The sequence below is a fragment of the Martinezella lusitana genome, assembly GCF_900094565.1.
Classification (GTDB): Bacteria; Pseudomonadota; Alphaproteobacteria; order Rhizobiales; family Rhizobiaceae; genus Rhizobium; species Rhizobium lusitanum.
In genome coordinates, this window is the sequence record NZ_FMAF01000004.1 from 358,580 (window position 1) to 379,372 (window position 20,793).

Annotated in this window: 17 protein-coding genes; 12 read left to right on the plus strand and 5 right to left on the minus strand. The window is 61.8% G+C overall.

Annotation, left to right across the window (positions count from 1 at the left end):
* Nucleotides 1-5 precede the first annotated feature (5 nt).
* On the plus strand, nucleotides 6-935 hold the full coding sequence (ctlX, locus tag GA0061101_RS11030) for a citrulline utilization hydrolase CtlX (RefSeq protein ID WP_037192695.1): 930 nt from the start codon (nucleotides 6-8) through the stop codon (nucleotides 933-935).
* 84 nt (nucleotides 936-1,019) lie between these two features.
* Here the strand turns inward: ctlX and GA0061101_RS11035 are convergent, their stop codons facing one another.
* A complete protein-coding gene (locus GA0061101_RS11035; RefSeq protein WP_092573632.1) occupies nucleotides 1,020-2,339 on the minus strand; it encodes an MFS transporter in 1,320 nt (439 codons plus the stop codon).
* Between the two features lie 238 nt (nucleotides 2,340-2,577).
* On the opposite strand from GA0061101_RS11035, the gene GA0061101_RS11040 reads away from it, so the two are divergent.
* Together GA0061101_RS11040 and GA0061101_RS11045 are read left to right on the plus strand one after the other, a co-directional pair.
* A complete protein-coding gene (locus tag GA0061101_RS11040; protein ID WP_037192696.1) occupies nucleotides 2,578-3,462 on the plus strand; it encodes a LysR substrate-binding domain-containing protein in 885 nt (294 codons plus the stop codon).
* A gap of 324 nt (nucleotides 3,463-3,786) precedes the next feature.
* Entirely contained in the window at nucleotides 3,787-5,577 is a 1,791-nt protein-coding gene (locus GA0061101_RS11045) for a PAS domain-containing sensor histidine kinase (RefSeq protein WP_037193258.1), read from the plus strand.
* Between the two features lie 34 nt (nucleotides 5,578-5,611).
* Here GA0061101_RS11045 and GA0061101_RS11050 read toward each other — a convergent pair whose 3' ends face one another.
* The gene (locus GA0061101_RS11050) at nucleotides 5,612-6,076 is read right to left on the minus strand and encodes an Lrp/AsnC family transcriptional regulator (protein WP_037192698.1); all 465 of its coding nucleotides are present in this window, start codon (nucleotides 6,074-6,076) and stop codon (nucleotides 5,612-5,614) included.
* 125 nt (nucleotides 6,077-6,201) lie between these two features.
* On the opposite strand from GA0061101_RS11050, the gene alr reads away from it, so the two are divergent.
* A complete protein-coding gene (alr, locus tag GA0061101_RS11055) occupies nucleotides 6,202-7,335 on the plus strand; it encodes an alanine racemase (protein ID WP_037192700.1) in 1,134 nt (377 codons plus the stop codon).
* Nucleotides 7,336-7,366: 31 nt separating this feature from the next.
* Complete coding sequence (locus tag GA0061101_RS11060) at nucleotides 7,367-8,617, plus strand: D-amino acid dehydrogenase (protein WP_037192702.1); 1,251 nt, start codon at nucleotides 7,367-7,369, stop codon at nucleotides 8,615-8,617.
* 37 nt (nucleotides 8,618-8,654) lie between these two features.
* On the opposite strand, the gene GA0061101_RS11065 is transcribed toward GA0061101_RS11060, so the two are convergent.
* Both GA0061101_RS11065 and GA0061101_RS11070 read right to left on the minus strand, forming a co-directional pair.
* The gene (locus GA0061101_RS11065; protein WP_037192704.1) at nucleotides 8,655-11,681 is read right to left on the minus strand and encodes an alpha-mannosidase; all 3,027 of its coding nucleotides are present in this window, start codon (nucleotides 11,679-11,681) and stop codon (nucleotides 8,655-8,657) included.
* Nucleotides 11,682-12,188: 507 nt separating this feature from the next.
* A complete protein-coding gene (locus GA0061101_RS11070; protein WP_037193261.1) occupies nucleotides 12,189-13,385 on the minus strand; it encodes an MFS transporter in 1,197 nt (398 codons plus the stop codon).
* A gap of 119 nt (nucleotides 13,386-13,504) precedes the next feature.
* On the opposite strand from GA0061101_RS11070, the gene GA0061101_RS11075 reads away from it, so the two are divergent.
* From GA0061101_RS11075 to GA0061101_RS11100, 6 genes are all read left to right on the plus strand, one after another.
* Nucleotides 13,505-14,317: an AraC family transcriptional regulator gene (locus GA0061101_RS11075; RefSeq protein ID WP_037192706.1), complete on the plus strand. Its 813-nt coding sequence runs from the start codon at nucleotides 13,505-13,507 to the stop codon at nucleotides 14,315-14,317.
* A gap of 101 nt (nucleotides 14,318-14,418) precedes the next feature.
* The gene (gene cobF / locus GA0061101_RS11080; RefSeq protein ID WP_037192709.1) at nucleotides 14,419-15,195 is read left to right on the plus strand and encodes a precorrin-6A synthase (deacetylating); all 777 of its coding nucleotides are present in this window, start codon (nucleotides 14,419-14,421) and stop codon (nucleotides 15,193-15,195) included.
* 100 nt (nucleotides 15,196-15,295) lie between these two features.
* Nucleotides 15,296-16,687 (plus strand): precorrin-3B synthase, encoded by a 1,392-nt coding sequence (gene cobG / locus GA0061101_RS11085; protein ID WP_244655265.1) that lies wholly within the window; start codon nucleotides 15,296-15,298, stop codon nucleotides 16,685-16,687.
* Between the two features lie 2 nt (nucleotides 16,688-16,689).
* The gene (locus GA0061101_RS11090) at nucleotides 16,690-17,322 is read left to right on the plus strand and encodes a precorrin-8X methylmutase (protein ID WP_037192711.1); all 633 of its coding nucleotides are present in this window, start codon (nucleotides 16,690-16,692) and stop codon (nucleotides 17,320-17,322) included.
* Complete coding sequence (locus GA0061101_RS11095; RefSeq protein WP_037192713.1) at nucleotides 17,319-18,056, plus strand: precorrin-2 C(20)-methyltransferase; 738 nt, start codon at nucleotides 17,319-17,321, stop codon at nucleotides 18,054-18,056. The genes GA0061101_RS11090 and GA0061101_RS11095 overlap by 4 nt, the downstream gene beginning before the upstream one ends.
* On the plus strand, nucleotides 18,053-18,817 hold the full coding sequence (locus GA0061101_RS11100) for a precorrin-3B C(17)-methyltransferase (RefSeq protein ID WP_037192715.1): 765 nt from the start codon (nucleotides 18,053-18,055) through the stop codon (nucleotides 18,815-18,817). The genes GA0061101_RS11095 and GA0061101_RS11100 overlap by 4 nt, the downstream gene beginning before the upstream one ends.
* Here the strand turns inward: GA0061101_RS11100 and GA0061101_RS11105 are convergent.
* Nucleotides 18,781-19,551 (minus strand): cobalt-precorrin-6A reductase, encoded by a 771-nt coding sequence (locus GA0061101_RS11105; RefSeq protein WP_037192716.1) that lies wholly within the window; start codon nucleotides 19,549-19,551, stop codon nucleotides 18,781-18,783. The genes GA0061101_RS11100 and GA0061101_RS11105 overlap by 37 nt on opposite strands.
* Here GA0061101_RS11105 and GA0061101_RS11110 point away from each other — a divergent pair.
* The gene (locus tag GA0061101_RS11110; protein WP_037192718.1) at nucleotides 19,535-20,776 is read left to right on the plus strand and encodes a bifunctional cobalt-precorrin-7 (C(5))-methyltransferase/cobalt-precorrin-6B (C(15))-methyltransferase; all 1,242 of its coding nucleotides are present in this window, start codon (nucleotides 19,535-19,537) and stop codon (nucleotides 20,774-20,776) included. The two genes, GA0061101_RS11105 and GA0061101_RS11110, sit on opposite strands and share 17 nt — an antisense overlap.
* Nucleotides 20,777-20,793 lie beyond the last annotated feature (17 nt).

Below are 20,793 nucleotides of genomic sequence, written 5' to 3' on the forward strand. Positions count from 1 at the left end.
GGCCGATGACCCATGCAGCCTATTCCGCGCAGGCGCCGTCTGCCGTCGTCATGGTCCGCCCGCATCATTTCACCGTCAACACCGAAACTGCTGCCGACAATCGCTTCCAGCTTTCGACTGATTGGAGCGACGAACTCGCATCAAGGGCTTTCGACGAGATCACGCTTGCGGCGGAGACGCTCGAAAGCCATGGGGTGACGGTCCATCTATTCGAGGATAGCGGCAGAGAGACGCCTGACTCGGTCTTTCCCAACAACTGGTTCTCCACCCATGCCGGTGGCCATATCGCGATCTACCCTATGAAGGTGCCAAGCCGGCGTCGCGAACGGCGCAGCGACGTCATCGAGATGCTGAAGCAAAACTATCGCGTCCAGGACGTCATCGATTATTCCGGGCTTGAGCCGGACGGTATCTTCCTCGAAGGGACCGGCGCTATGGTGCTCGACCATATCGATCGCGTGGCCTATGCCGCGCGTTCGGACCGGACCGACCCGATCGCGCTCGAACGCTTCTGCACGCATTTCAATTTCGAGCCGATGGTGTTCGACGCCCGTGACGGAGACGGCGTGTCGATCTATCATACCAATGTGCTGATGTGCGTAGCGACAGGTTTCGCCGTGATCGGAACCGGCATGATCACGGACGCAAGACGGCGTAACGAAGTCGTAGCACGCCTGCAGCGCTCCGGCCGCGACATTGTGCACTTGAGCAACGCGCAGATCGACAGTTTCGCAGGCAATGCCATCGAACTGCAGGGCAAGGAGAGCCGAATTCTGGCACTTTCGACGACGGCGCTGGCCGCGCTCGGCGATGACCAGCGCGCTACGATCGAAGCAGATGCCAGGATTATCGCCCTCGATATCCCCACAATCGAGCGCGCCGGAGGCTCGGTGCGATGCACCCTTGCGGGCATCCATCTCACCCCGAGAAACTGATATTTTAAAGATCGGCCGATGGGCAGCGACGGCGGCCAAATTCATGACCGCCATCGAATTCGTTGGCTACCGCTTCGGACGATTTCAGCCCTTGCTGCCTGCAACCACAAGTTCCGGCTCACGCACTCGGCCATTCAACGAAAAGGCCAGCAACGCGGACAACAGCATCAGACCCCCCACAATGAACATGGGCAACTCGTAGACGCCGGTCGCATCCTTGATGAGGCCGGTCACATAGGGTGCCGCAAACCCGGCGATGTTGCCGATCGTGTTGATGAGAGCGATGCCAGCTGCCGCAGCCGGTCCCGCCAGAAAACGCGACGGAATGGCCCAGAAGTTCGGCAGAGCCGCGAAGATCGCGCACGCCGTCAGCGTAATCATCGCGATCGTCGCCTCCGGTGACCCCATGTAGAGCGCGGCGGGGATGCTGAACGCTCCCACCAGGGCCGGGATGCCGATGTGCCACGGCCGAACGCCGCGCTTCGATGCATCGCGGCTCCAGAAGAACAGGACGACAGCCGCGGGCAGATAGGGGATCGCCGTGATCAGGCCCTTGTCGAAGACATCGAACTTCGTGCCGAACTTCGTCTCGAAACCACCGATGATCGTCGGCAGGAAGAAGGCCAGCGCATAGAGCCCGTAGATCAGGCCGAAATAGATGACCGACAGCAGCCATACCCGGCCGTCGGTCAGCGCCAGACCCGTCATCTTGCCATGCGCCGCGGCCTTGGCCTTTTCTTCACCGGCAAGTTCACGGTTCAGCCAATCCTTCTCTGCCTGGGTCAGCCACTTGGCATCATTCGGCCTGTCGGCAAGATAGAACCAGGTGATGATACCGATGACGACGGCAGGCACCGCGACACCGAAGAACATGACGCGCCAGCCCTCGAGGCCGAAAAGGCCATGCATCTGGATCAGCATCGCGGCAAAGGGAGCACCGATCACCGTCGTCAACGGCTGGGCAAGATAAAACAACGCTAGGATCTTGCGACGATGCCTCGCCGGCACCCACATGCTCAGAAACAGGATGGCTCCGGGGAAGAAGCCGGCTTCGGCAACGCCGAGCAGGAAACGCAGAACGTAAAGCTCCGTCGCGCTCGATACCCAGGTGAACAGCAGCGCGACGATGCCCCAGCTGACCATGATGCGGGCCAGCCACCGGCGCGCGCCATATTTGTGCAGCGCCAGATTGCTCGGGATTTCGAGCACGATATAGCCGAAGAAGAAGATACCGGCCGCAAAACCGAACTGCGCCGCCGTCAAGGCGAGATCGGTCGTCATGCCATTCGGGCCGGCAAAGGAGATCGCTGTGCGATCGAGGAAGTTGATGAAGAACATCAAGGCGATGAAGGGCACCAACCGCTTCGACACCTTGGCGATGGCCGAACGCTCGACCTGTGACATTTCCTGATTGTCGGGCTGCAATGAAGCTCCTCCCCCGTTCTAGACTTTTTCCGGCGCGACGATCCGTCTGCGTCGTCGGCAGAATGGAAACTCCTACTTCCCCTCCAGGAATTGCCTCCGACCGCATGCGCCTTCCAATAGCCTCGATCTCTAACGGGATGGACAAGTAGCGAGCAAACGATTTAATCTCTCCGTCATGTGAAGAAAAATCACATCACTGGTTAATTGGGATCCTGAAATGAGCGGCCCTCTGCCATCGTTGAATGCGCTCAAGGCGTTTGAAGCGACCGCCCGGCACCGCTCGATGACGCTCGCCGCCGACGAGCTCTGCGTGACCCATGGTGCGATCAGCCGCCACATTCGCGGCCTTGAGGAGACGCTTGGCGTCATTCTCGTCACCCGCAGGGCGCATTCAACGGAGCCGACGCCGGAAGGATCGCGGCTGGCCGAGGGACTTGCAAGCGCCTTCGGCCTGATGCAGGCAAGTGTCGAGCGCGTGCGGCCGAGCCCGCTGACGCTATCCTGTTCATCGTCGATCATGATGGGATGGATCATTCCGCGCATCGGCCAATTCCATGAGCGTCATCCGCAGATCGCTCTGCAGTTCAACATGAACTACGACCAGATCGACTTCGTCCGGGACAAGATCGGCCTTGCGATCCGCTCCAGCGTCATCGAGCCGCCGAAGGACGCAATCATCCGGGAGCTCGGTGGCGAAGCGATCGGCCCGGTCTGCTCGCCGGAATATTTGAGCCGGGCCGGCATCCATTGCCCCAAGGATATCGAGGGCGCCACGATCCTGTCGACACGGACCCGGCCGGAGGCATGGCGCGATTGGCAGGCGGCCGCAGAGAAGACGGAACTGGATCTCCCCAACCATTCGGCTTTCGACCACTTTTACCTGCTGATACAGGCTGCAGCCTGCGGGCTCGGCATTGCGGTCGTGCCACAGATGCTGGTGCTCGATCAGCTGGCCTCGGGGCGACTGGTGGCGCCGTTCGGCTTCCTGCCCGGACCGCGGCGCATGGTGCTCTGGATCGCGCCGCACATCGCAGGCCGGCCGGACGCGCTGGCACTTGAAAAATGGCTCACGGCTGAAATGCGAGCAAGGCCCGACAACTGAGGAAATCCAGCCGGAAAACGTCCATGCCGCTATCGAAAGGTGCACCCCGATAGCAGTAACTCGGTCAAAGAACTTCGGCGGCGCATGGAGGCACGTACGATCCCGGAGCGGACGCCAAAAATATTCAGAAAAATCAGTCTATGTTGCTTAAAACGCATAGAAATTAGTAAATTTTAACGCTGCACTTCGTCACAAAGAATATGCTATGAATCCCGCCCGGAGAACATGAGTGAGACGGGACGCTCCGTAGTAGAATTGTCATCGTTCAAGAGGGAGGATAGTACCCTGAATATCGTGCCCGAACTTGCAGGCAATACCGGCGAGATGGCAGCGCGTATTTTTGGCTTCGACTGGGAGAAGACCAGTCTGGGCCCAAGGTCGGCCTGGCCGCATTGCCTGGTATCCGCAGTCGATATCATGCTCCCCGCCCAAGCCGAGATCGTCATGTTCTGGGGCGAGGATTTTGTCGCGCTTTACAATGATGCCTACGCGCCGACCATAGGCGACAAGCATCCGCAGGCGCTGGGCCGCCCGGCACGCGAAAGCTGGGCTGAAATGTGGAGCGACCTCGAGCCGCTTCTGCGCGCTGTCCTCGAAGACGGCAAGACAATCGTCGCCAAGGATCGGCCCTTCTATATCGAGCGTCACGGCTATCCGGAGACGGCCTATTTCGACATCTCCTACTCGCCTGTCCGCGACAGCGACCGCAAGGTGCAAGGCGTCCTTTGCATCGTCAACGAAACGACGAAACGCGTGCGCTCCGAGGAGATATTGCGGGAGAGCGAGGAGCGGGTTAGCGCAATCATTTCCCAATCGGCGGCCGGGATTGCCCAATATGACCTCGATGGCTGCTTCTCCCTCGTCAACAGACGCTTTTGCGAGATAGTCGGTTACTCGGAAAGCGAACTTCTCGGCATGCGGATGCAGGACATCACCTATTCGGACGATCAACACGACACAGCACGGCTGTTTGAAACGATGTTGGCGACCGGCGAAAGCTTTGAGATCGAGCAACGATATGTCCGCAAGGACGGCAGCCTCGTCTGGGTGACAAACTCAGCTTCAGGTGTGCGCGATAGTTCTGCCGGCAGGATCCGGCGAGCTGTGAGCGTCGTCATCGATATCAGCGAGCGTAAGCGGGCGCAGGAGGTCGAGCGACGCCTGGCCGCCATCATCGCTTCCTCCGACGACGCGATCCTCAGCACCGATCTCAACATGGTGATCACAAGCTGGAACCTCGGTGCAGAAAGGCTCTACGGCCATTCGGCCGAAGAAGCGATCGGCGGATCGGTGATGATGGTCGTCCCCGACGATCGACGCGAAGAGGAGCCGGCGATTCTCGCGAAAATCCGCGCCGGGCAGAAAGTCGAACCGTACGAGACCAAGCGGCGATGCAAGAATGGCCGGCTCGTCGATGTGCTGCTGAGCGTCTCCCCGATCTACGATACCTATGGCCGGATTGTCGGGGCATCGAAGATCGCCCATGACATCAGCGCGAAGAAGGAGGCCGAACGCCTGCAGACGGTTCTTGTCGGCGAGCTCAATCATCGCGTCAAGAATGTGCTGGCGACGGTCATGGCCATAGCGCGCCAGACATTGGGACGCAGCGATGTCGACAGAACGTCCGTGGAGACGTTCGACGCGCGGTTGACCTCCATGGCGAGAGCCCATGACCTGCTGATCCATGGCAATTGGGAGCAAGCTGAACTGACGGCGGTCGTGCGCCAGGCTCTTTCTCCATATCCGAAGGAAAAGTTCGAAATCCACGGCCCAACGATGCAGCTTGCGCCTCGGGCCGTCGTTTCCATATCGCTTGCGCTGCATGAGCTGGCGACGAATGCCGCCAAATATGGAGCACTCTCCGTACCAGATGGCCGCGTGGCCATCGTATGGTCGCTGGAGGGTAACGGGTCCGATCGCCTCAGATTGCGCTGGCAGGAAGCGGGAGGACCGACCGTCACACCGCCCACGCGCAAAGGCTTCGGCTCCCGATTGATCGAAAGTCTTCTGGCGGCCGAGTTGAACGGCGAGGTTCAAGTTAGCTATGAACCAAGCGGACTTATCTGCGAGGTTCGCGCCGCCGCCGGCGTCAGCTGGGAGCAGGCGCGAGACTGAGGCAGTCTCTCATATCGGGTTGGTGTTGAGCCCCTCAACGCTGCCCTTTCGATCGCGTCGCAAGCACATTGCGGATCGAGAAGCTCGAATGAATTCTCAGCACCCCCGGCAAGGTCGAGAGAATATCCTTGTGGATACGCTCGAAGTCGCCGGGGTTGGCGACCTCCACGCGCAGGAGGTAATCGGATCCACCCGTCATCAGAAAGCATTCGCGGATCTCCGGGTGCTTACGCACCGCCGCCTCGAAACGGTCGAGATGATCCTCCGTCTGCCGTTCGAGCGTGATGTTGATAATGACGGCGATCGCCGTTTCGGCCTGGGAGGTATCCACGAGCGCCGTGTAGCCCCGAATTACGCCCGCCTGCTCCATCAATCTGATGCGCCGCAGACAGGCGGACGGCGAGAGCCCTACCTCGCTTGCCAGCCTTGCATTGCTGAGGCGGGCATCGAGGCGAAGCAAGCGAAGAATATTGCGATCGATCGCATCAAGCGCCGCCATGTGGATTCTTTCAAAAATTCGCGGATCGTTTCAATATCTGCCCAACTACACAATAATCAATCACTGTTCGATGAGCAATTTCACGATCATATCAATAATCTCACCTCAGGAAAACGAGGGTGAATATGGACAGCGGCATAATGGATTCCCGTGGGCCAAAACTGGCGATCGATAGCGGAGCTTGCGGTTACCTCACGATCGACCTCAAGGCCCTGCGCAGGAACTACGACAAGCTTTCCTCCATCGTCGCGCCCGCACGAGCGGCGGCTGTCGTCAAGGCCGATGCCTACGGGCTTGGCGCAAACCAGGTCTCCAAGGCACTTTATGGGCACGGCTGCCGCCATTTCTTCGTTGCCCATTTTATCGAAGCTTTGCGGCTGCGGCCGCAATTGCCGCGCGATGTATCGATCTTCGTGCTGAACGGCCTGTTGCCGGACAACGAGATCGCTTGCGCGGAAGGCGGCATTATCCCCGTCATCAATTCGCTCGATCAGCTGCGACAATGGGTCGAGGTTGCACGCTCCTTGCACCGCAAGCTTCCGGCGGTCCTCCAGTTCGACACCGGCATGTCGCGGCTCGGCATACCCATGGAGGACAGAAGCGCCGTTGCTGCCTGCCTTAAGACATGCAGCGACATCGACATTCTGTTCATCATGAGCCATCTCGCCTCCGCGGACGATGGCGACAGCGAGCAGAATGCCGACCAGCTTGCGCGGATGCGTCGCGTTGCCAAGGACTTCCCCGGCTACGATATCTCCTTTGCGAACTCCGGCGGCATCTTCCTTGGCAGCGACTTTCATGGCGTACTCGCGCGGCCGGGCATCGCCCTTTACGGTGGCGCTGCGACCGGCGGCGTGGCCAATCCGGTGGAACCCGTCGTCCGGCTTGATGTGGCCGTGGTACAGACCCGCACGGTTCCAGCAGGCGCTCGCGTCGGTTATGGCGGCGTGCATGTGACGAAGGCACAGGCCCGGCTTGCGACGATTGCCGCCGGCTATGCAGACGGTCTTCCGCGCAGCCTCAGCGATCGAGGCGCGGTCTACTATGACGGTGTACGGTTGCCGATCGTCGGCCGCGTTTCGATGGACAGCACGACAATCGATATCAGCGCCCTGCCGGAAGACGCGCTCTCCTTCGGAAGCCTGGTGGAAGTACTGGGGGATCATCAGACTTTGGAGGATCTTGCGCGGGATGCCGGCTTGATTTCCTACGAGATCCTCACCAGTCTCGGCCATCGCTTCCATCGCCAATACGTCTGACCTCCTTACCGCTCAATTCACTGGGGACATCATGAAAGTCGTCGTTCTGGGTGCCGGCATCGTCGGCGTGACATCCGCCTATCAGCTCGCCAAGGCGGGCCACGAGGTCACGGTCGTCGACCGGCAGCAGGGGCCGGCGCTGGAGACAAGCTTTGCCAATGCCGGCGAGGTCTCCTTCGGCTATTGCTCGCCCTGGGCGGCTCCCGGCATTCCCATGAAGGCGCTGAAATGGCTGTTCATGCACCATGCGCCGCTCATCCTGCGCCCGAAGGTCGATGCCGCCATGCTGTCATGGCTCGTGAAGATGCTGTCGAACTGCACCTCGGAACGCTATGCGATCAACAAGAGCCGCATGCTGCGCCTTGCCGATTATAGCCGCATCTCGTTGGCTGCGGTTCGCGAAGAGACTGGTATCGCCTATGACGAGCGCATGCAGGGCACGCTGCAGCTCTTCCGGACGCAGCAACAGCTCGATGCATCCGCCAAGGACGTCAAGGCCCTGGCCGCCGACGGCGTCCCCTATGAAGTTCTCGACCGCGACGGCTGCATCCGCGTCGAACCGGCGCTACGGCATGTCCGCGACAAGCTCGTCGGCGGTCTGCTGACGCCGAAGGACGAGACCGGCGACTGCTTCAAGTTCACCAATGCGCTCGCCGCAAAGGCGGTGGAACTCGGCGTGCGTTTCCAATACGGCACGACGATCAAAGGCCTCGACATCCAGGGCGGACAGGCACGCGGCGTCGTTACCGAAGGTGGACGCCTGGACGCCGATGCTGTTGTCGTCGCACTCGGCAGCTATTCGCCGCTGCTGCTCAAGCCGCTCGGCATCAAGCTTCCGGTCTATCCGGTCAAGGGCTACTCCCTGACCATCCCGATCACCGACGCGTCGCGCGCGCCGGAATCGACCGTGATGGACGAAACCTACAAAATCGCCATCACCCGCCTCGGCGACCGCATCCGCGTCGGCGGCATGGCTGAGATCTCCGGTTACACCAATGATCTCGGCCTTCCCCGGCGACGAACGCTCGAACATTCCGTCACCGATCTCTTCCCCGGCGGCGATGTCGCCAAGGCCTCCTTCTGGTCGGGCCTGCGGCCGATGACCCCGGACGGGACGCCGGTGATCGGACCGACGAATATCAAGGGGCTGTTCCTCAACACCGGGCACGGCACGCTCGGATGGACCATGAGCTCCGGCTCCGCGCGGGTCATCAGCGACCTCGTCAGCGGCCGCAAGCCTGATATCGACGCGACGGACCTTGCCATCAGCCGGTACGCCTGATCCAAGCCCTGTGCTGCAGTTGGTGGCTATAGCCTGATCATCCGCGCCTCACCCTCCAGCTCCTAACCTCGAATGGCAGGATATCGGGGCCGGCATCGCGTGTCTGCGGCTCTTCCATCAGCGTGATGGCTTCGCCGATCTGCCAACCCTTTGCCGCGGTGACGGTCAAGCCACCCCGACGGCCGGCCGGCTCGTAGACGCGCAGGACAAGTCCGTCCCCATCTTCAGCCGGCTTGACGGTCGAAAGCGCGACCGGAGTTCCCGTTAGATCGAGTGCGGCAAATGAGGCTTCGGCCAGGTTCGAGGCAGCCGCAACAATCAACGGCTGGTTCAGATCTTCGGCTTCCTCGCGTACACCGCCGCTATGCCACTCGCCGGTATGCGGCATGAGCGCATAGGTGAAACGCTGCTCGCCTTCATCGGCCAGGGGATCCGGATAGATAGGTCCGCGCACCAGGCTGATGCCGAGCACATTGTCGCGGGCGCTATGGCCGTATTTCGCATCGTTGAGCAGGGCGACCCCGAAGTCTGGCTCGCTCATGTCGATGAAGCGATGCGCGGCCGCCTCGAACATCGCCGCATCCCAGCTGGTGTTGGTATGCGTCGGCCTGCTGACGATGCCATAGGCGCATTCGAAGGTCGCCGTGCGCGAGCGGATCGCAACCGGGCTCAGCGACCGCAGCAGCGCGCGGCGGTCATGCCAGTCGACGCTGGTTTCAATATCGAGCCTTCGCGAATTGGCCGTCAAAACATAATGCAGCACGATGCTGGAATCGCGATAGCGATGCACGACCTTGATGGAGGCCCGATGCGGCCCTTCTTCGACAAGCTCGATGCTTTCCGGCTTGTCGAGGCGAATGCCGACCTCGGCATAGTCGGCATCGATGTCCCAGGCATCCCAGTTGCGCGGCTTGTCGACGGGGTAGACCCAGAGCTGGTTGGCCGGTTCCGCCAGCGCCTCGCGCCCGCTCGCCTTGTGAATGAGGCTTTGGACAGCACCATCGGCTCCGATGACAGCGGCAAGATGCTCGTTCTCCAGACGATCCACCGTTGCTCGCAACCCTGTTGCCGGCTTCAATGCGGCACGGTCGAACACGCGGGCTGACAGAGGCTCGATGCTGTCGGCCGTCGAAAGTATGGTGCCATCGGCAAGCACGGCGTTGAACGACCGACGATCGAGAGAGGGATTGACGACGACGAGGGCATCCGCGAGATCGCCCCTCGGCAAGAGGGACGCGATCGCGTCCATGGCTTGCCGCTGAACCGTCTTGGCATGGTCGATGACCTCGGAAAGCTCCCGCTCCGCATCCTGATAGACTTCGCGAATGCTCGATCCCGGCAGGATGTCGTGGAATTCGTTCTTCAGCGTCAGGCGCCAGTCGGCTTCCAGGCTCACCGGTGCCGCCGCCCCGGCCATATGGGCAATGGACGCCAGGGTCTCGGCCGTGATCAAGGCTCGTTCGGCCCGGCGATGCAGCCGTTTCACCCCGCTCTGGCTCGTCAGCGTGGCGCGATGCAGCTCGAGATACATTTCGCCGGACCAGGTGGGAAGGCGCTTTTCGCTGGCGGTCAAATGGGCGCTGGTAAAGAAATCCCCGACCTTGCCCCAACGCGCCTTCGGGATCGCCGGGAATGCGCGTAATTGCTCCTCACGCTCGACCATCTCCGGCGTCACGCCACCGCCACCATCGCCATAGCCGACCGCCAGCAGCGACGTGTCATGCAGCGTCTTGGCGCGAAAATTCTTCCAGGTCGGCAGGAAACAATCCGCCTGCACGAAGCCGTTATAGCCCTCCATCGGATTGTTGAAGACGTGGCTCAGGACACGGCTGCCATCCAGGCCTTCCCACCAGAAGAGATCATAGGGGAACCTGTTGGTTTCACTCCAATTGACCTTGATGGTGAAGAAGCTTTCGATGCCGCCCTGGCGCAGCAATTGCGGGAGAGCGCCGGAAAAGCCGAAGCAATCCGGCAGCCAGCATATTGTGTGGCGCACGCCGAAGGTCTTCTCGAAATAACGCTGGCCGTAGAGGATTTGGCGCACCAGGCTCTCGCCCGTCGGCATGTTCGTGTCGGGCTCGACCCACATGCCGCCGATCACCTCCCAGGAACCGTCGGCAACCCTCTCCTTGATCCGGGCAAACAAGTCCGGATCGTCGGCTTCGATCTGGGCATAGTATTGCGCGGTCGATTGGTTGAAGCGGAAATCGGGCGAACGCTCCATCAGTGACAGGGCCGTGTGGAAGGTGCGACGCATCTTGCGGCGCGTCTCGTCATAGGGCCAGAGCCAGGCGAGATCGATATGGGCATGGCCGGTCAGCAGCAACTCACCGTTTTGCGGGTAGCGCTGCTGCAGGGTGCGAAGGCGAGCGAGCAATTGCTCATGGGCTTCCGCCACGCTTTCCCGCTCACGGTCGGAAAGGGCTGCCGGGTTCTGGACGAGCTCCGGCAATTCCCAGATTTTCCGTTGCCACTCGGCATTGGCCGTGCGCGAGATATAGGGCTCGGTCGCAGACGGCCAATCGAGGCTGCGGAGCGCCGCTTCGGCTGCATCCAAAATGTGCGGCACAGCCTCGTGTTCGCCGAGCGCACCGACCGCTTCAGCGATCTGTCGCAGCAGAAGATGCAACCGGTGCACCGGCATATCCAGCCAGGCGAGCTGCGCACGGTTCAGTTTCGGTTGCCGGTTCGGCTCGCCAAAGGGGAAGCGGGCAACGCTATCGGTTGAAATCGCGAGATTGCGGCCCTTCAGCGGAAACTCCTGGTGGTAGGGATCAAGGCCGAAGCGTTCTTCCTGTCCCTCCCCGAAGCCCAGCGTGATCAGGCTCTCCCCGCCGAGATCGAGCTGCAGGCGCGTTTCGTCCAACGGCCAGCCGGCGGGCGCGCTCGCCCGTGCCGCGAAATGCACCACCCCCTTGCGATGCGGCCAGGCCTGGCCGATCGCAATCCTTTCGCCGTCGAAGCTCCAGTTCTCGATGGCGAGCGTAGCGCGTTCGCGCCAATGGCTGAGCTCTGCCGTACGTACCTTGAGGCGGTCCAAACGCTGGGCGGTCGTAAGATGCATGGCATGTCCTACATGGTTTGATGTCGACGCGGACCGGATGATGTGCGGCCGTGGTTTCGAATATGTGGCGCAGTTCAACGAAAAATAGGGTGATGGCGGCAGGGGTTAGCCCCCAAACGCTCGATCAGGCCGTCAAGGCAACGAGACGCGAGGCCGGCATGGGTTCTTCAGCCCCTCGCGATTGGAAACGATGATATCGCCAGCCATATATCCTCCCAGGCCGACTTCGATTTCAGCGCGCATTCAACACCCTCCTCCGGCATGAAACTAGTGTAACTTAAGATGAAGGTGCGTCGGATGGCCAGCGCCAAAAGACAAAAATCCACCGCATGCGACGAAATTGCCGCAGCCAGGAAGTAAAAACGTAAACGAGACACGACCAGGCTGTCACGATTTCGGCCGGCGACCGGGCTTCCCCGATCATCCGGCCGGCCAATTATGCCGCCATAACGAGAATGGCGCATTTTCCATGGAGAGCGGCAAGGCAGGATGCCCTGCCGTCCAGCGTCAATGCCTCGGTATTCGCGGCAGGAAGATCGTGAATAGGCCAAGCAGCGGCAGATAGGAGCAAAGCGTGTAGACGAAGGGGATGCCATGCGTATCGGCAAAATCACCCAGGGCCGCCGCGCCAAGTCCGCCCGCTCCAAAGGCGAAGCCGAAGAAGATGCCGCCGATCAGCCCGACGCGGCCGGGGATCAGCTCCTGAGCGAAGACGACGATCGCAGGGAAGGCCGAGGCCAGCACCAGGCCGATGATGACGGTCAAGACACAGGTCCAGAACAGGTTTGCGTATGGCATCATCAGCGCGAAGGGAATGACGCCAAGGATCGAGAACCAGATCACGAAGCGCGCGCCGAAACGATCGCCGACCGGGCCACCCATGATCGTTCCGGCAGCAACCGAGCCCAGGAACAGGAACAGCATCAGCTGCGCATCACGAACATCGAGATGGAACTTGTCGATGACATAGAAGGTGAAATAGCTCGATATGCTCGCCATATAGACGTTCTTCGTCGCCGTCAGCAGGATCAGGATCGCAAGCGCCCACATCGCCTTGTTGCGCGCGATCGGCAAGGTGCGGCTGGGTGCTGGACGTGCGGCGTGCTGGCGGCGGTGATTGACATACCAGGTGCCGACCCAGCTGAGCACGATGAAGCCGATGACGGCCAGCACCGAAAGCCAGGCGACGCTCTTCTGGCCATGCTGAAGGACGAAGAAGGCGGCAATCAGCGGGCCGATCGCCGAACCGGCATTGCCGCCGAGCTGGAACAGCGACTGGGCCAGACCATGACGGCCGCCGGAGGCCAGACGCGCCACCCGCGAGGCTTCCGGATGGAAGACGGCCGAACCGAAGCCGATGAGGCTGGCGGCAACCAGCAGCATGCCGAAGCTTCCGGCATAGCCGAGCAGCAAAAGGCCCGAAAATGTGCTGACCATTCCGACGGGCAGCGAATAGGGCATCGGCCATTTATCCGTGACGATGCCGACCACCGGCTGCAGCAGCGACGCGGTGATCTGGAACATCATCGTCAACAGCCCGATCTGAACGAAATCGAGCGCGTAGTTTTCTCGGAACATCGGATAAAGCGATGTCAGCAGCGATTGCATGATGTCGTTCAACAGGTGGCAGGTGCTGACCGCCACCACAATCGAGATCGTCGTCTTTTCAAATCGGGCTTGCGCACCCGAAAATGCCGCAACCATTGGGATTCCTTCCTGCGCCGGCGACTCCTTGCCGACCATATTGTTTGATCCGCCTTTTACACGGCTTGCGGGTGACCTTCTTTCGTGTTTTGGTCCAATAGTTTCTCGATTGGGCCAAAATGGAAAAACTCTCAAAACAATTGCTGGCAACGCTCGACAACAGCCACGTGCAACATCTGCGGTGGATAGAAGACGCGAACGCCGACGTCGTCGTCCATAGTTCGGAACCACCGCAGGGCTATACCGTGCCGTGGCATCATCATCGCCGCACGCAATTGCTCTGCGTCTTTGCCGGCGTTGCGCTGATCGTCACGGCCCGAGGACGATGGATGGTGCCGCCCGGCCATGCTCTGTTCATCCCCGCCGGTCTGGAACATTCGATCGAGATCCAGAGCGATGTCAGCATGAAGTCCGTTTACGTGACGCCACGTGGCGAAATCCCGACGGATGAGGTGCCGCGCGTGGTGGAGGTGACGGATCTCGCCCGCAGCCTGTTGCTCGAAGCCATCCGGCTCAGGGAAGCGCCGGTCGGCCACCGCAAGGCCGAGCTGGTTCTGTCGCTGCTCGTCGAGGAAATCGCGACACTGCCGGAGCGGCCGCTAGGCCTCCCCTTCCCGTCCGAACGGCGGCTGACCGCGCTCTGCCGTGACTATCTCGCAAACCCGACACCGAACGCCAGATTGGACGACTGGGCCGAAAAGCTGGCGATGAGCCGCCGGACATTCACAAGACAGTTCCGCAAGGAGACCGGCATCAGCTTTACGACCTGGCGTCAGCAGGCGAGCGTCTTCGCGTGCCTGCCACAACTCGCCGAGGGCCAGCCCGTCACCAATGTCGCGCTTGAAGCCGGATATGAGAGCGTGGCCGCCTTTACCACCATGTTCCGGCGCATGCTCGGCACTTCGCCGCGCACCTATATGGTCAACCGCTGAACCTTCGCGCCTACGACAGACAGGGCGATCGACTTGGGTGACCTCCCCCTTGAAATCATCGGGCGCTTCCGGCAAACAGCGCTGAGAGCGAGGACAAGCATATGCGGCATATCCATATCGTCGGCATCGGCACGGGAAATCCCGAGCATCTGACCGTGCAGGCGATCAACGCGCTGAATGCGGCCAATGTGATCCTCGTTCCCAGCAAGGGTGCCGCCAAGACGGAGCTCGCCGATGTGCGCAGGGATATCTGCCAGCGTTACATCACCAACAAGACGATCCGCTTTGTCGACTATGACGTGCCATCGCGCCAGATTGCCGATCGCAGCTATGTGCAAAGCGTCGATGACTGGCACGAGGAGATTTCGGCGACCTATGAGCGGCTGTTTCTCGAGCATCTGGCGGAAGACGAAAGCGCGGCCTTCCTGGTCTGGGGCGATCCCGGCCTCTACGACAGCACGCTGCGCATCATTGAACGCGTCACGGCGCGCGGCAAGGTCCCACTCGACTACAGCATTATTCCCGGCATCACCAGCATCCAGGCGCTGACTGCGAGCCACCGTATTCCCCTCAACCTCGTCGGCAAGCCGGTGCAGATCACCACGGGCCGGCGGCTGGCCGAGAGCTTTCCCGGCATCGCCGAAACAGCCGTCGTCATGCTCGACGGCGAACAGGCCTTCAGCAAAATCGTCGATCCCGACGCCTATATCTATTGGGGAGCCTATCTCGGCACGAAGGACGAGATTATCATCGCCGGCAGGCTCGCCGACGTATCGGAGCGCATTCTCGCGACGCGCGCGCAAGCCCGTGCCGAGCACGGGTGGATCATGGACATCTATCTCTTGCGCAAGGGGCAGGATTTCGACGACCGCGCATAAGCACCGTCCGGGCCAAATCGTTTGCTCGCAGAAGGGGATTGTGCGAGGAAATGTCCCCTTATGTAAAGGCAGTTTCATGGTTGTGACAGACGGACAAAGAATGGAAGGGCAAGCGTGCTTCTCGCAAGAGAACATCGATCGGCTTGTCGGTGCATCGCCCCTGCCCTCCATGGTCCGTGGTGCCTGCCCATCGCTGAGCACGCCGATGCAGACGGGCGACGGCCTGCTCGTGCGGCTGCGCCCGACAACGCCTGGATTGACCGTTGCGCAAGTTCGCGCGCTGGCCGAAGCCGCCGAGATGCATGGCAACGGATTGATCGAGATCACGGCGCGCGGCAATTTTCAACTGCGCGGCATGCGCCCGCAGAGCGTGGACGGGCTCGCTGCCGATATCGACCGCGCCGGCATCATTCCGGAGAGCGGCGTTACCATAGAGGTCCCGCCGCTCAATGGGCTTGATTCTCTCGAGATCGCTGACGCCCGCGATATCGCCACCCGCCTGCGAAAGGTGATCGATGCGCTTGCACCAGCGCCGCTGCTGGCGGCCAAACTCGCCATCATCATCGATGGCGGCGGACGACTGACACTGGACGGGCTTTCGGCCGATATTCGACTGCGCGCAGGAATGTCCGCCGATGACGCGCACCTTTGGACCCTTTCGATAGCGGGCACCGCCGCAACGGCAAAGCCGATTGCGGCGGCACTCTCGGACGAACAGGCGATCGCAGCCGTGATCGCGCTGTTGCAAACCCTTGGAGACGTCGGCCCTCGCGCTCGTGGCCGTGACCTTGATGCCGAGGTCCTGCGTGAGCAATTTCAATTCGATGAAGCCAAGATGGGCGACGCGCGCGGTCCATCTGTCTCCCCCGTCGGCGTCATCCAGCTCGATGAGACGCGCAATGCGCTCGGGCTGCGCCCATCCTTCGGCCAGATCCATGCAGCAGATCTTCGCCGCTTTCTTGCCGTCGCAGAGATGGCAGGCGTCAGCGAAATCCGCACCGCATGGGATCATACGCTGCTGTTGCTGGGGCTTACGCCGAGTGCGATGGAACATGTGCGCACGGTGGCGGCCAGCTGCGGTTTTAGAACCCGCGCCGACGACCCGGCAAATTACGCCATTCCCTGCTCTGGGGCAGGTGCTTGCGCATCCGCCCATTATGCCACCCGGCAAGCGGCAACGGATCTCGTTGATATCGCCCCCGAACTGCTCGACGGTTCGCTCAAGGTGCATTTGTCAGGCTGCGGAAAGGGCTGCGCCCATCCGGGCCAGACGACGCTTGTGATCGTTGGAGCTGCAACAGGCTATGGGATTGTCGTAAATGGGTCAGCATCGAGCGAGCCCGTGGCTTACATCGGTAAGGAAAAGCTAAAATCAGGACTGGCCGAGCTCGGCAGGCTGGTGCGGAACAACAAAGCTGCTGGCGAATCGGCGCAGCAGTGTCTTAAACGGCTCGGCCGGGACGCAATCGCGACGGCTTTACGACAGGAATAGAAATGCCTGACTATGACTATATCCGCGAAGGGGATGCGATTTACGAACGCTCCTTCGCGATCATCCGCAGCGAAGCCGATCTCTCGCGCTTTTCCGAGGCGGAGGCCGATGTCGCCATCCGCATGATCCATGCCTGCGGACAAGTGGAAGCAGCGCGGCATTTTCTGTTTTCGCCTGATTTCGTTATTGCAGCACGCAAGGCGCTGTCTGACGGCGCACCGATTTTCTGCGATGCCGAAATGGTCGCCCGTGGCGTTACTCGCGCCCGCCTGCCGGCTGCCAATGAGGTGATCTGCACGCTGCAGGATCCGCGCACGGCAGACATCGCAAAGTCGATCGGCAACACACGCTCGGCTGCCGCCATGCATCTTTGGACAGAGCGCCTCGCCGGCGCCGTCGTTGCCATCGGCAATGCGCCGACTGCCCTTTTCCATCTGCTGGAGATGCTGCGCGACGGCGCTCCGAAGCCCGCCGCCATCATCGGCATGCCCGTCGGCTTCGTCGGGGCAGCCGAATCGAAAGATGCCCTTTCGGAACATTCCTACGGCGTTCCCTTCGCCATCGTGCGGGGCCGGCTCGGTGGCAGCGCCATGACGGCAGCCGCTCTCAACGCCCTAGCGAGGCCAGGCCTATGAGCGCGCCTTCGAGCGGCCAGTTGATCGGCGTCGGCACTGGCCCGGGCGATCCGGAACTGTTGACCGTCAAGGCCGTCAGGGCCTTGGAGCGCGCCGACGTCGTCGCCTATTTCGCCAAGCAGGGCAGAGGCGGCAACGGAAAGGCCATCGTCGGCGAACTGCTGAAAGCGGATGTAACGCTGCTGCCGCTCTACTATCCGGTCACGACAGAGATCGATAAGGACACACCGGAATATGGCAGGCAGATCACCGCCTTCTACGACGCTTCGGCCGAGATGGTGGCGTCACATCTGCAGGAAGGAAAGACCGTTGCCGTCCTCAGCGAAGGCGATCCGCTCTTTTACGGCTCCTACATGCATCTGCATGTCCGCCTTGCCGATCGCTTCCCGACCGAGGTCATCCCCGGCGTGACCGCCATGTCCGGCTGCTGGTCGCTCGCCGGCCTGCCGATGGTGCAGGGAGACGACGTTCTCTCCGTTTTGCCGGGAACGATGAAGGAGACCGAACTGGTCCGACGCCTCGGTGACACCCAGGCAGCCGTGATCATGAAGGTCGGCCGCAACCTGCCGAAGATCCGCCGCGCCCTTGAAGCCACCGGACGCCTGGAGGAAGCCATCTATGTCGAACGCGGCACGATGACGAACGGGGCGATGACGCCGCTCGCAAGCCGCGACGACGCCGAAGCTCCCTATTTCTCGCTGGTGCTGGTTCCGGGTTGGGAAAGCAGGCCATGAGTGGGCGCCTTTATGTCATCGGCACCGGCCCCGGCAATCCCGCGCAGACGACGCCGGAGGCGCTGGCCGCAGTCGCGGACGCCACCGAATTCTTCGGCTACGGCCCCTATCTCGATCGCCTGACGCTGCGCGCCGGCCAGATCCGCCATGCCTCAGACAACCGCGAGGAGCTGGACCGCGCCAAGGCGGCGCTGCAGCGGGCGGCGACCGGAGCCAATGTCTGCGTCGTCTCGGGCGGCGACCCCGGCGTCTTTGCCATGGCGGCGGCAGTCTGCGAAGCGATCGATCATGGGCCGGAGGAGTGGTGTGCCATCGATCTCGTCGTCGTGCCGGGAATTACCGCCATGCTCGCCGTTGCCGCACGCATCGGCGCCCCGCTCGGCCATGATTTCTGCGCGATTTCGCTGTCGGACAACCTGAAGCCCTGGCCCATTATCGAAATCCGGCTTCGTGCGGTCGCAGAAGCCGGGTTCGTCATCGCGCTCTATAATCCGATCAGCAAGGCACGGCCGTGGCAGCTCGGCGCAGCCTTCGAAATCCTGCGCGCCATACTGCCTGCTGATACGCCGGTTATTTTCGGACGTGCCGCCGGCCGGCCTGACGAGCGCATGGCGGTGGCGCGGCTTGCCGATGCCGAGGCATCTCAGGCCGATATGGCGACCTGCGTCATCATCGGATCGGCCGAGACGCGCGTCATTGCCCGCAAAGGACGCGCGGATCTGGTCTATACGCCGCGTTTCATCAGGGAAGATGCGAAATGATCGACCCGATTGAGCCCAGCTTCGAGTGTTTCAACGGCCCGCAGGCCGGTTGCCTCGGCGCGTTGGATCATGATCACCTTGATGCCGAGCTGCCGCGCCGCCTCAATCTTCGCATAGGTCGCCGCGCCGCCACTGTTCTTGGCGATGATCACCTCGATGCCATGCCTGCGCAGCATCTCCAGCTCGCCCTCCAGGCGAAACGGCCCCCTGCTATGGATGTAGCAGACATTGGGCGCCGTCAGCGGCGGCTCAACGGGATCGACGCTACGGACCCAATAGTGGTGTTGAGGAGCAGTATCGGCATAGTGAGCCTCCTGCCGTCCGGTCGCCAGGAACACCCGCAACGAGGTCGCACCAAGTGCCGCGATGGCTTGCGGGACACTCTGCACGGAAACCCAGTCATCTCCTTCGACAGGCGTCCATGCCGGCCGGCGCAGGGCAAAGGCTGGAACACCGCTCTGAGCCGCCGCTTGTGCGGCATTGGCCGAGATGCGGGCCGCGAAAGGATGGGTCGCGTCGATCATCAGATCGATGGCTTCGTCACGCAGATAGCGGGCAAGACCCTCTGCGCCGCCGAAGCCGCCGCTGCGCACTGGAACCGGCTGTGGAGCCGGATCCGCGGTTCGGCCGGCGAGCGACAGGACGACATCGAGATCGGCGCGGGAGGCGAGTGCCGCCGCGAGCGAGCGGGCCTCGGTCGTGCCGCCCAGGATCAGAATGCGGGTCTTGCCCATGGCTGAGACACCTTCAATTCAACGCTGGCTCACTCTTATCGGCATCGGCGAGGACGGTCCAGCCGGCCTTGGCGACAAAGCCAAGCGTCTGATTGCTTCCGCACCGGTCGTCTTCGGCGGTGCGCGCCATATCGAATTGATGCAGCCGCTGATCACAGGCGAGGCGCATACGTGGCTGAGCCCCTTCGAGAAGTCGGTGGAAGCGGTGCTCGCACGCCGCGGCATGCCGACCGTCGTTCTCGCCTCGGGTGATCCCTTCTTCTATGGCGTCGGCGCCACGCTCTCGCGGCATATTCCCGCCTCTGAAATGAGCGTCATTCCGGCACCCTCGTCTTTCAGCCTTGCCGCTTCGCGCCTCGGCTGGCCCTTGCAGGATGTCACCGTTCTTTCGCTGCACGGACGCCCGATCGACCTCATCCGTCCGCATCTGCACCCGGGTCGCAGGATCCTGGCGCTGACATCGGATGGCAAAGGCCCGGTCGATCTGGCTGCCCTGTTGCTTGCGGTGGGGTTTGGTCAGTCAACGCTAACGGTTCTCGAGGCGCTCGGCGGCCCGCATGAGAAGGTCTCGCAGCAAAAAGCCGCCGACTTTGCTCCTGTCGATATCAACGATCTCAATATCTGCGGCATCGAGGTCAAGGCCGACGCGAACGCCCGCATCCTGCCGGTAAGCGCCGGTCTCGCAGATGAGCTTTTCGAACATGACGGCCAGATCACCAAGCGGGAAATCCGCGCGATGACCCTATCGGCGCTGACGCCACGGCGCGGCGAACTGCTGTGGGACATCGGCGCGGGCTCCGGCTCGATCGGCATCGAATGGATGCTTGCCGATCCCTCGCTGCGCGCCATCGCGATCGAGGCCTCGGGCGAGCGTGTCGCTCGCATCCGCCGCAATGCCGAGGCTTTCGGCGTACCGGGTCTGACCATTATCGAGGGAGAGGCGCCGGGTGCCCTTGCGGGATTGCCGACACCGGATGCCATTTTCATCGGCGGTGGCGGCAGCGATGCGGGCGTGCTCGATGCTGCCATCAGCCAGTTGAGACGCGGTGCACGGCTGGTCGCCAATGCAGTCACGACCGAAATGGAAGCCGTCCTGCTTGCCGAGCATGCACGGCGCGGCGGCTCCCTGACCCGCATCGATATCGCCCGTGCAGCGCCCGTCGGCGGCATGACCGGCTGGCGGCCGGCCATGCCGGTGACGCAATGGTGCTGGATCAAGCCATGAATAGAGACGAGGTAGAG

Bases quoted from the DNA above. Each gene is read 5' to 3' on its own strand.
- GA0061101_RS11050 (WP_037192698.1), bottom strand. From the start codon at position 6,076: ATGGCGGCGCTTGATGCGATCGATCGCAATATTCTTCGCTTGCTTCGC.
- GA0061101_RS11090 (WP_037192711.1), top strand. From the start codon at position 16,690: ATGCCTGACTATGACTATATCCGCGAAGGGGATGCGATTTACGAACGC.
- GA0061101_RS11040 (WP_037192696.1), top strand. From the start codon at position 2,578: ATGAGCGGCCCTCTGCCATCGTTGAATGCGCTCAAGGCGTTTGAAGCG.
- GA0061101_RS11110 (WP_037192718.1), top strand. From the start codon at position 19,535: ATGCGGGTCTTGCCCATGGCTGAGACACCTTCAATTCAACGCTGGCTC.
- GA0061101_RS11060 (WP_037192702.1), top strand. From the start codon at position 7,367: ATGAAAGTCGTCGTTCTGGGTGCCGGCATCGTCGGCGTGACATCCGCC.
- GA0061101_RS11045 (WP_037193258.1), top strand. From the start codon at position 3,787: ATGGCAGCGCGTATTTTTGGCTTCGACTGGGAGAAGACCAGTCTGGGC.
- cobF (WP_037192709.1), top strand. From the start codon at position 14,419: ATGCGGCATATCCATATCGTCGGCATCGGCACGGGAAATCCCGAGCAT.
- GA0061101_RS11100 (WP_037192715.1), top strand. From the start codon at position 18,053: ATGAGTGGGCGCCTTTATGTCATCGGCACCGGCCCCGGCAATCCCGCG.
- ctlX (WP_037192695.1), top strand. From the start codon at position 6: ATGACCCATGCAGCCTATTCCGCGCAGGCGCCGTCTGCCGTCGTCATG.
- GA0061101_RS11070 (WP_037193261.1), bottom strand. From the start codon at position 13,385: ATGGTTGCGGCATTTTCGGGTGCGCAAGCCCGATTTGAAAAGACGACG.
- alr (WP_037192700.1), top strand. From the start codon at position 6,202: ATGGACAGCGGCATAATGGATTCCCGTGGGCCAAAACTGGCGATCGAT.
- GA0061101_RS11095 (WP_037192713.1), top strand. From the start codon at position 17,319: ATGAGCGCGCCTTCGAGCGGCCAGTTGATCGGCGTCGGCACTGGCCCG.
- GA0061101_RS11065 (WP_037192704.1), bottom strand. From the start codon at position 11,681: ATGCATCTTACGACCGCCCAGCGTTTGGACCGCCTCAAGGTACGTACG.
- GA0061101_RS11105 (WP_037192716.1), bottom strand. From the start codon at position 19,551: ATGGGCAAGACCCGCATTCTGATCCTGGGCGGCACGACCGAGGCCCGC.
- cobG (WP_244655265.1), top strand. From the start codon at position 15,296: ATGGAAGGGCAAGCGTGCTTCTCGCAAGAGAACATCGATCGGCTTGTC.
- GA0061101_RS11075 (WP_037192706.1), top strand. From the start codon at position 13,505: ATGGAAAAACTCTCAAAACAATTGCTGGCAACGCTCGACAACAGCCAC.
- GA0061101_RS11035 (WP_092573632.1), bottom strand. From the start codon at position 2,339: ATGTCACAGGTCGAGCGTTCGGCCATCGCCAAGGTGTCGAAGCGGTTG.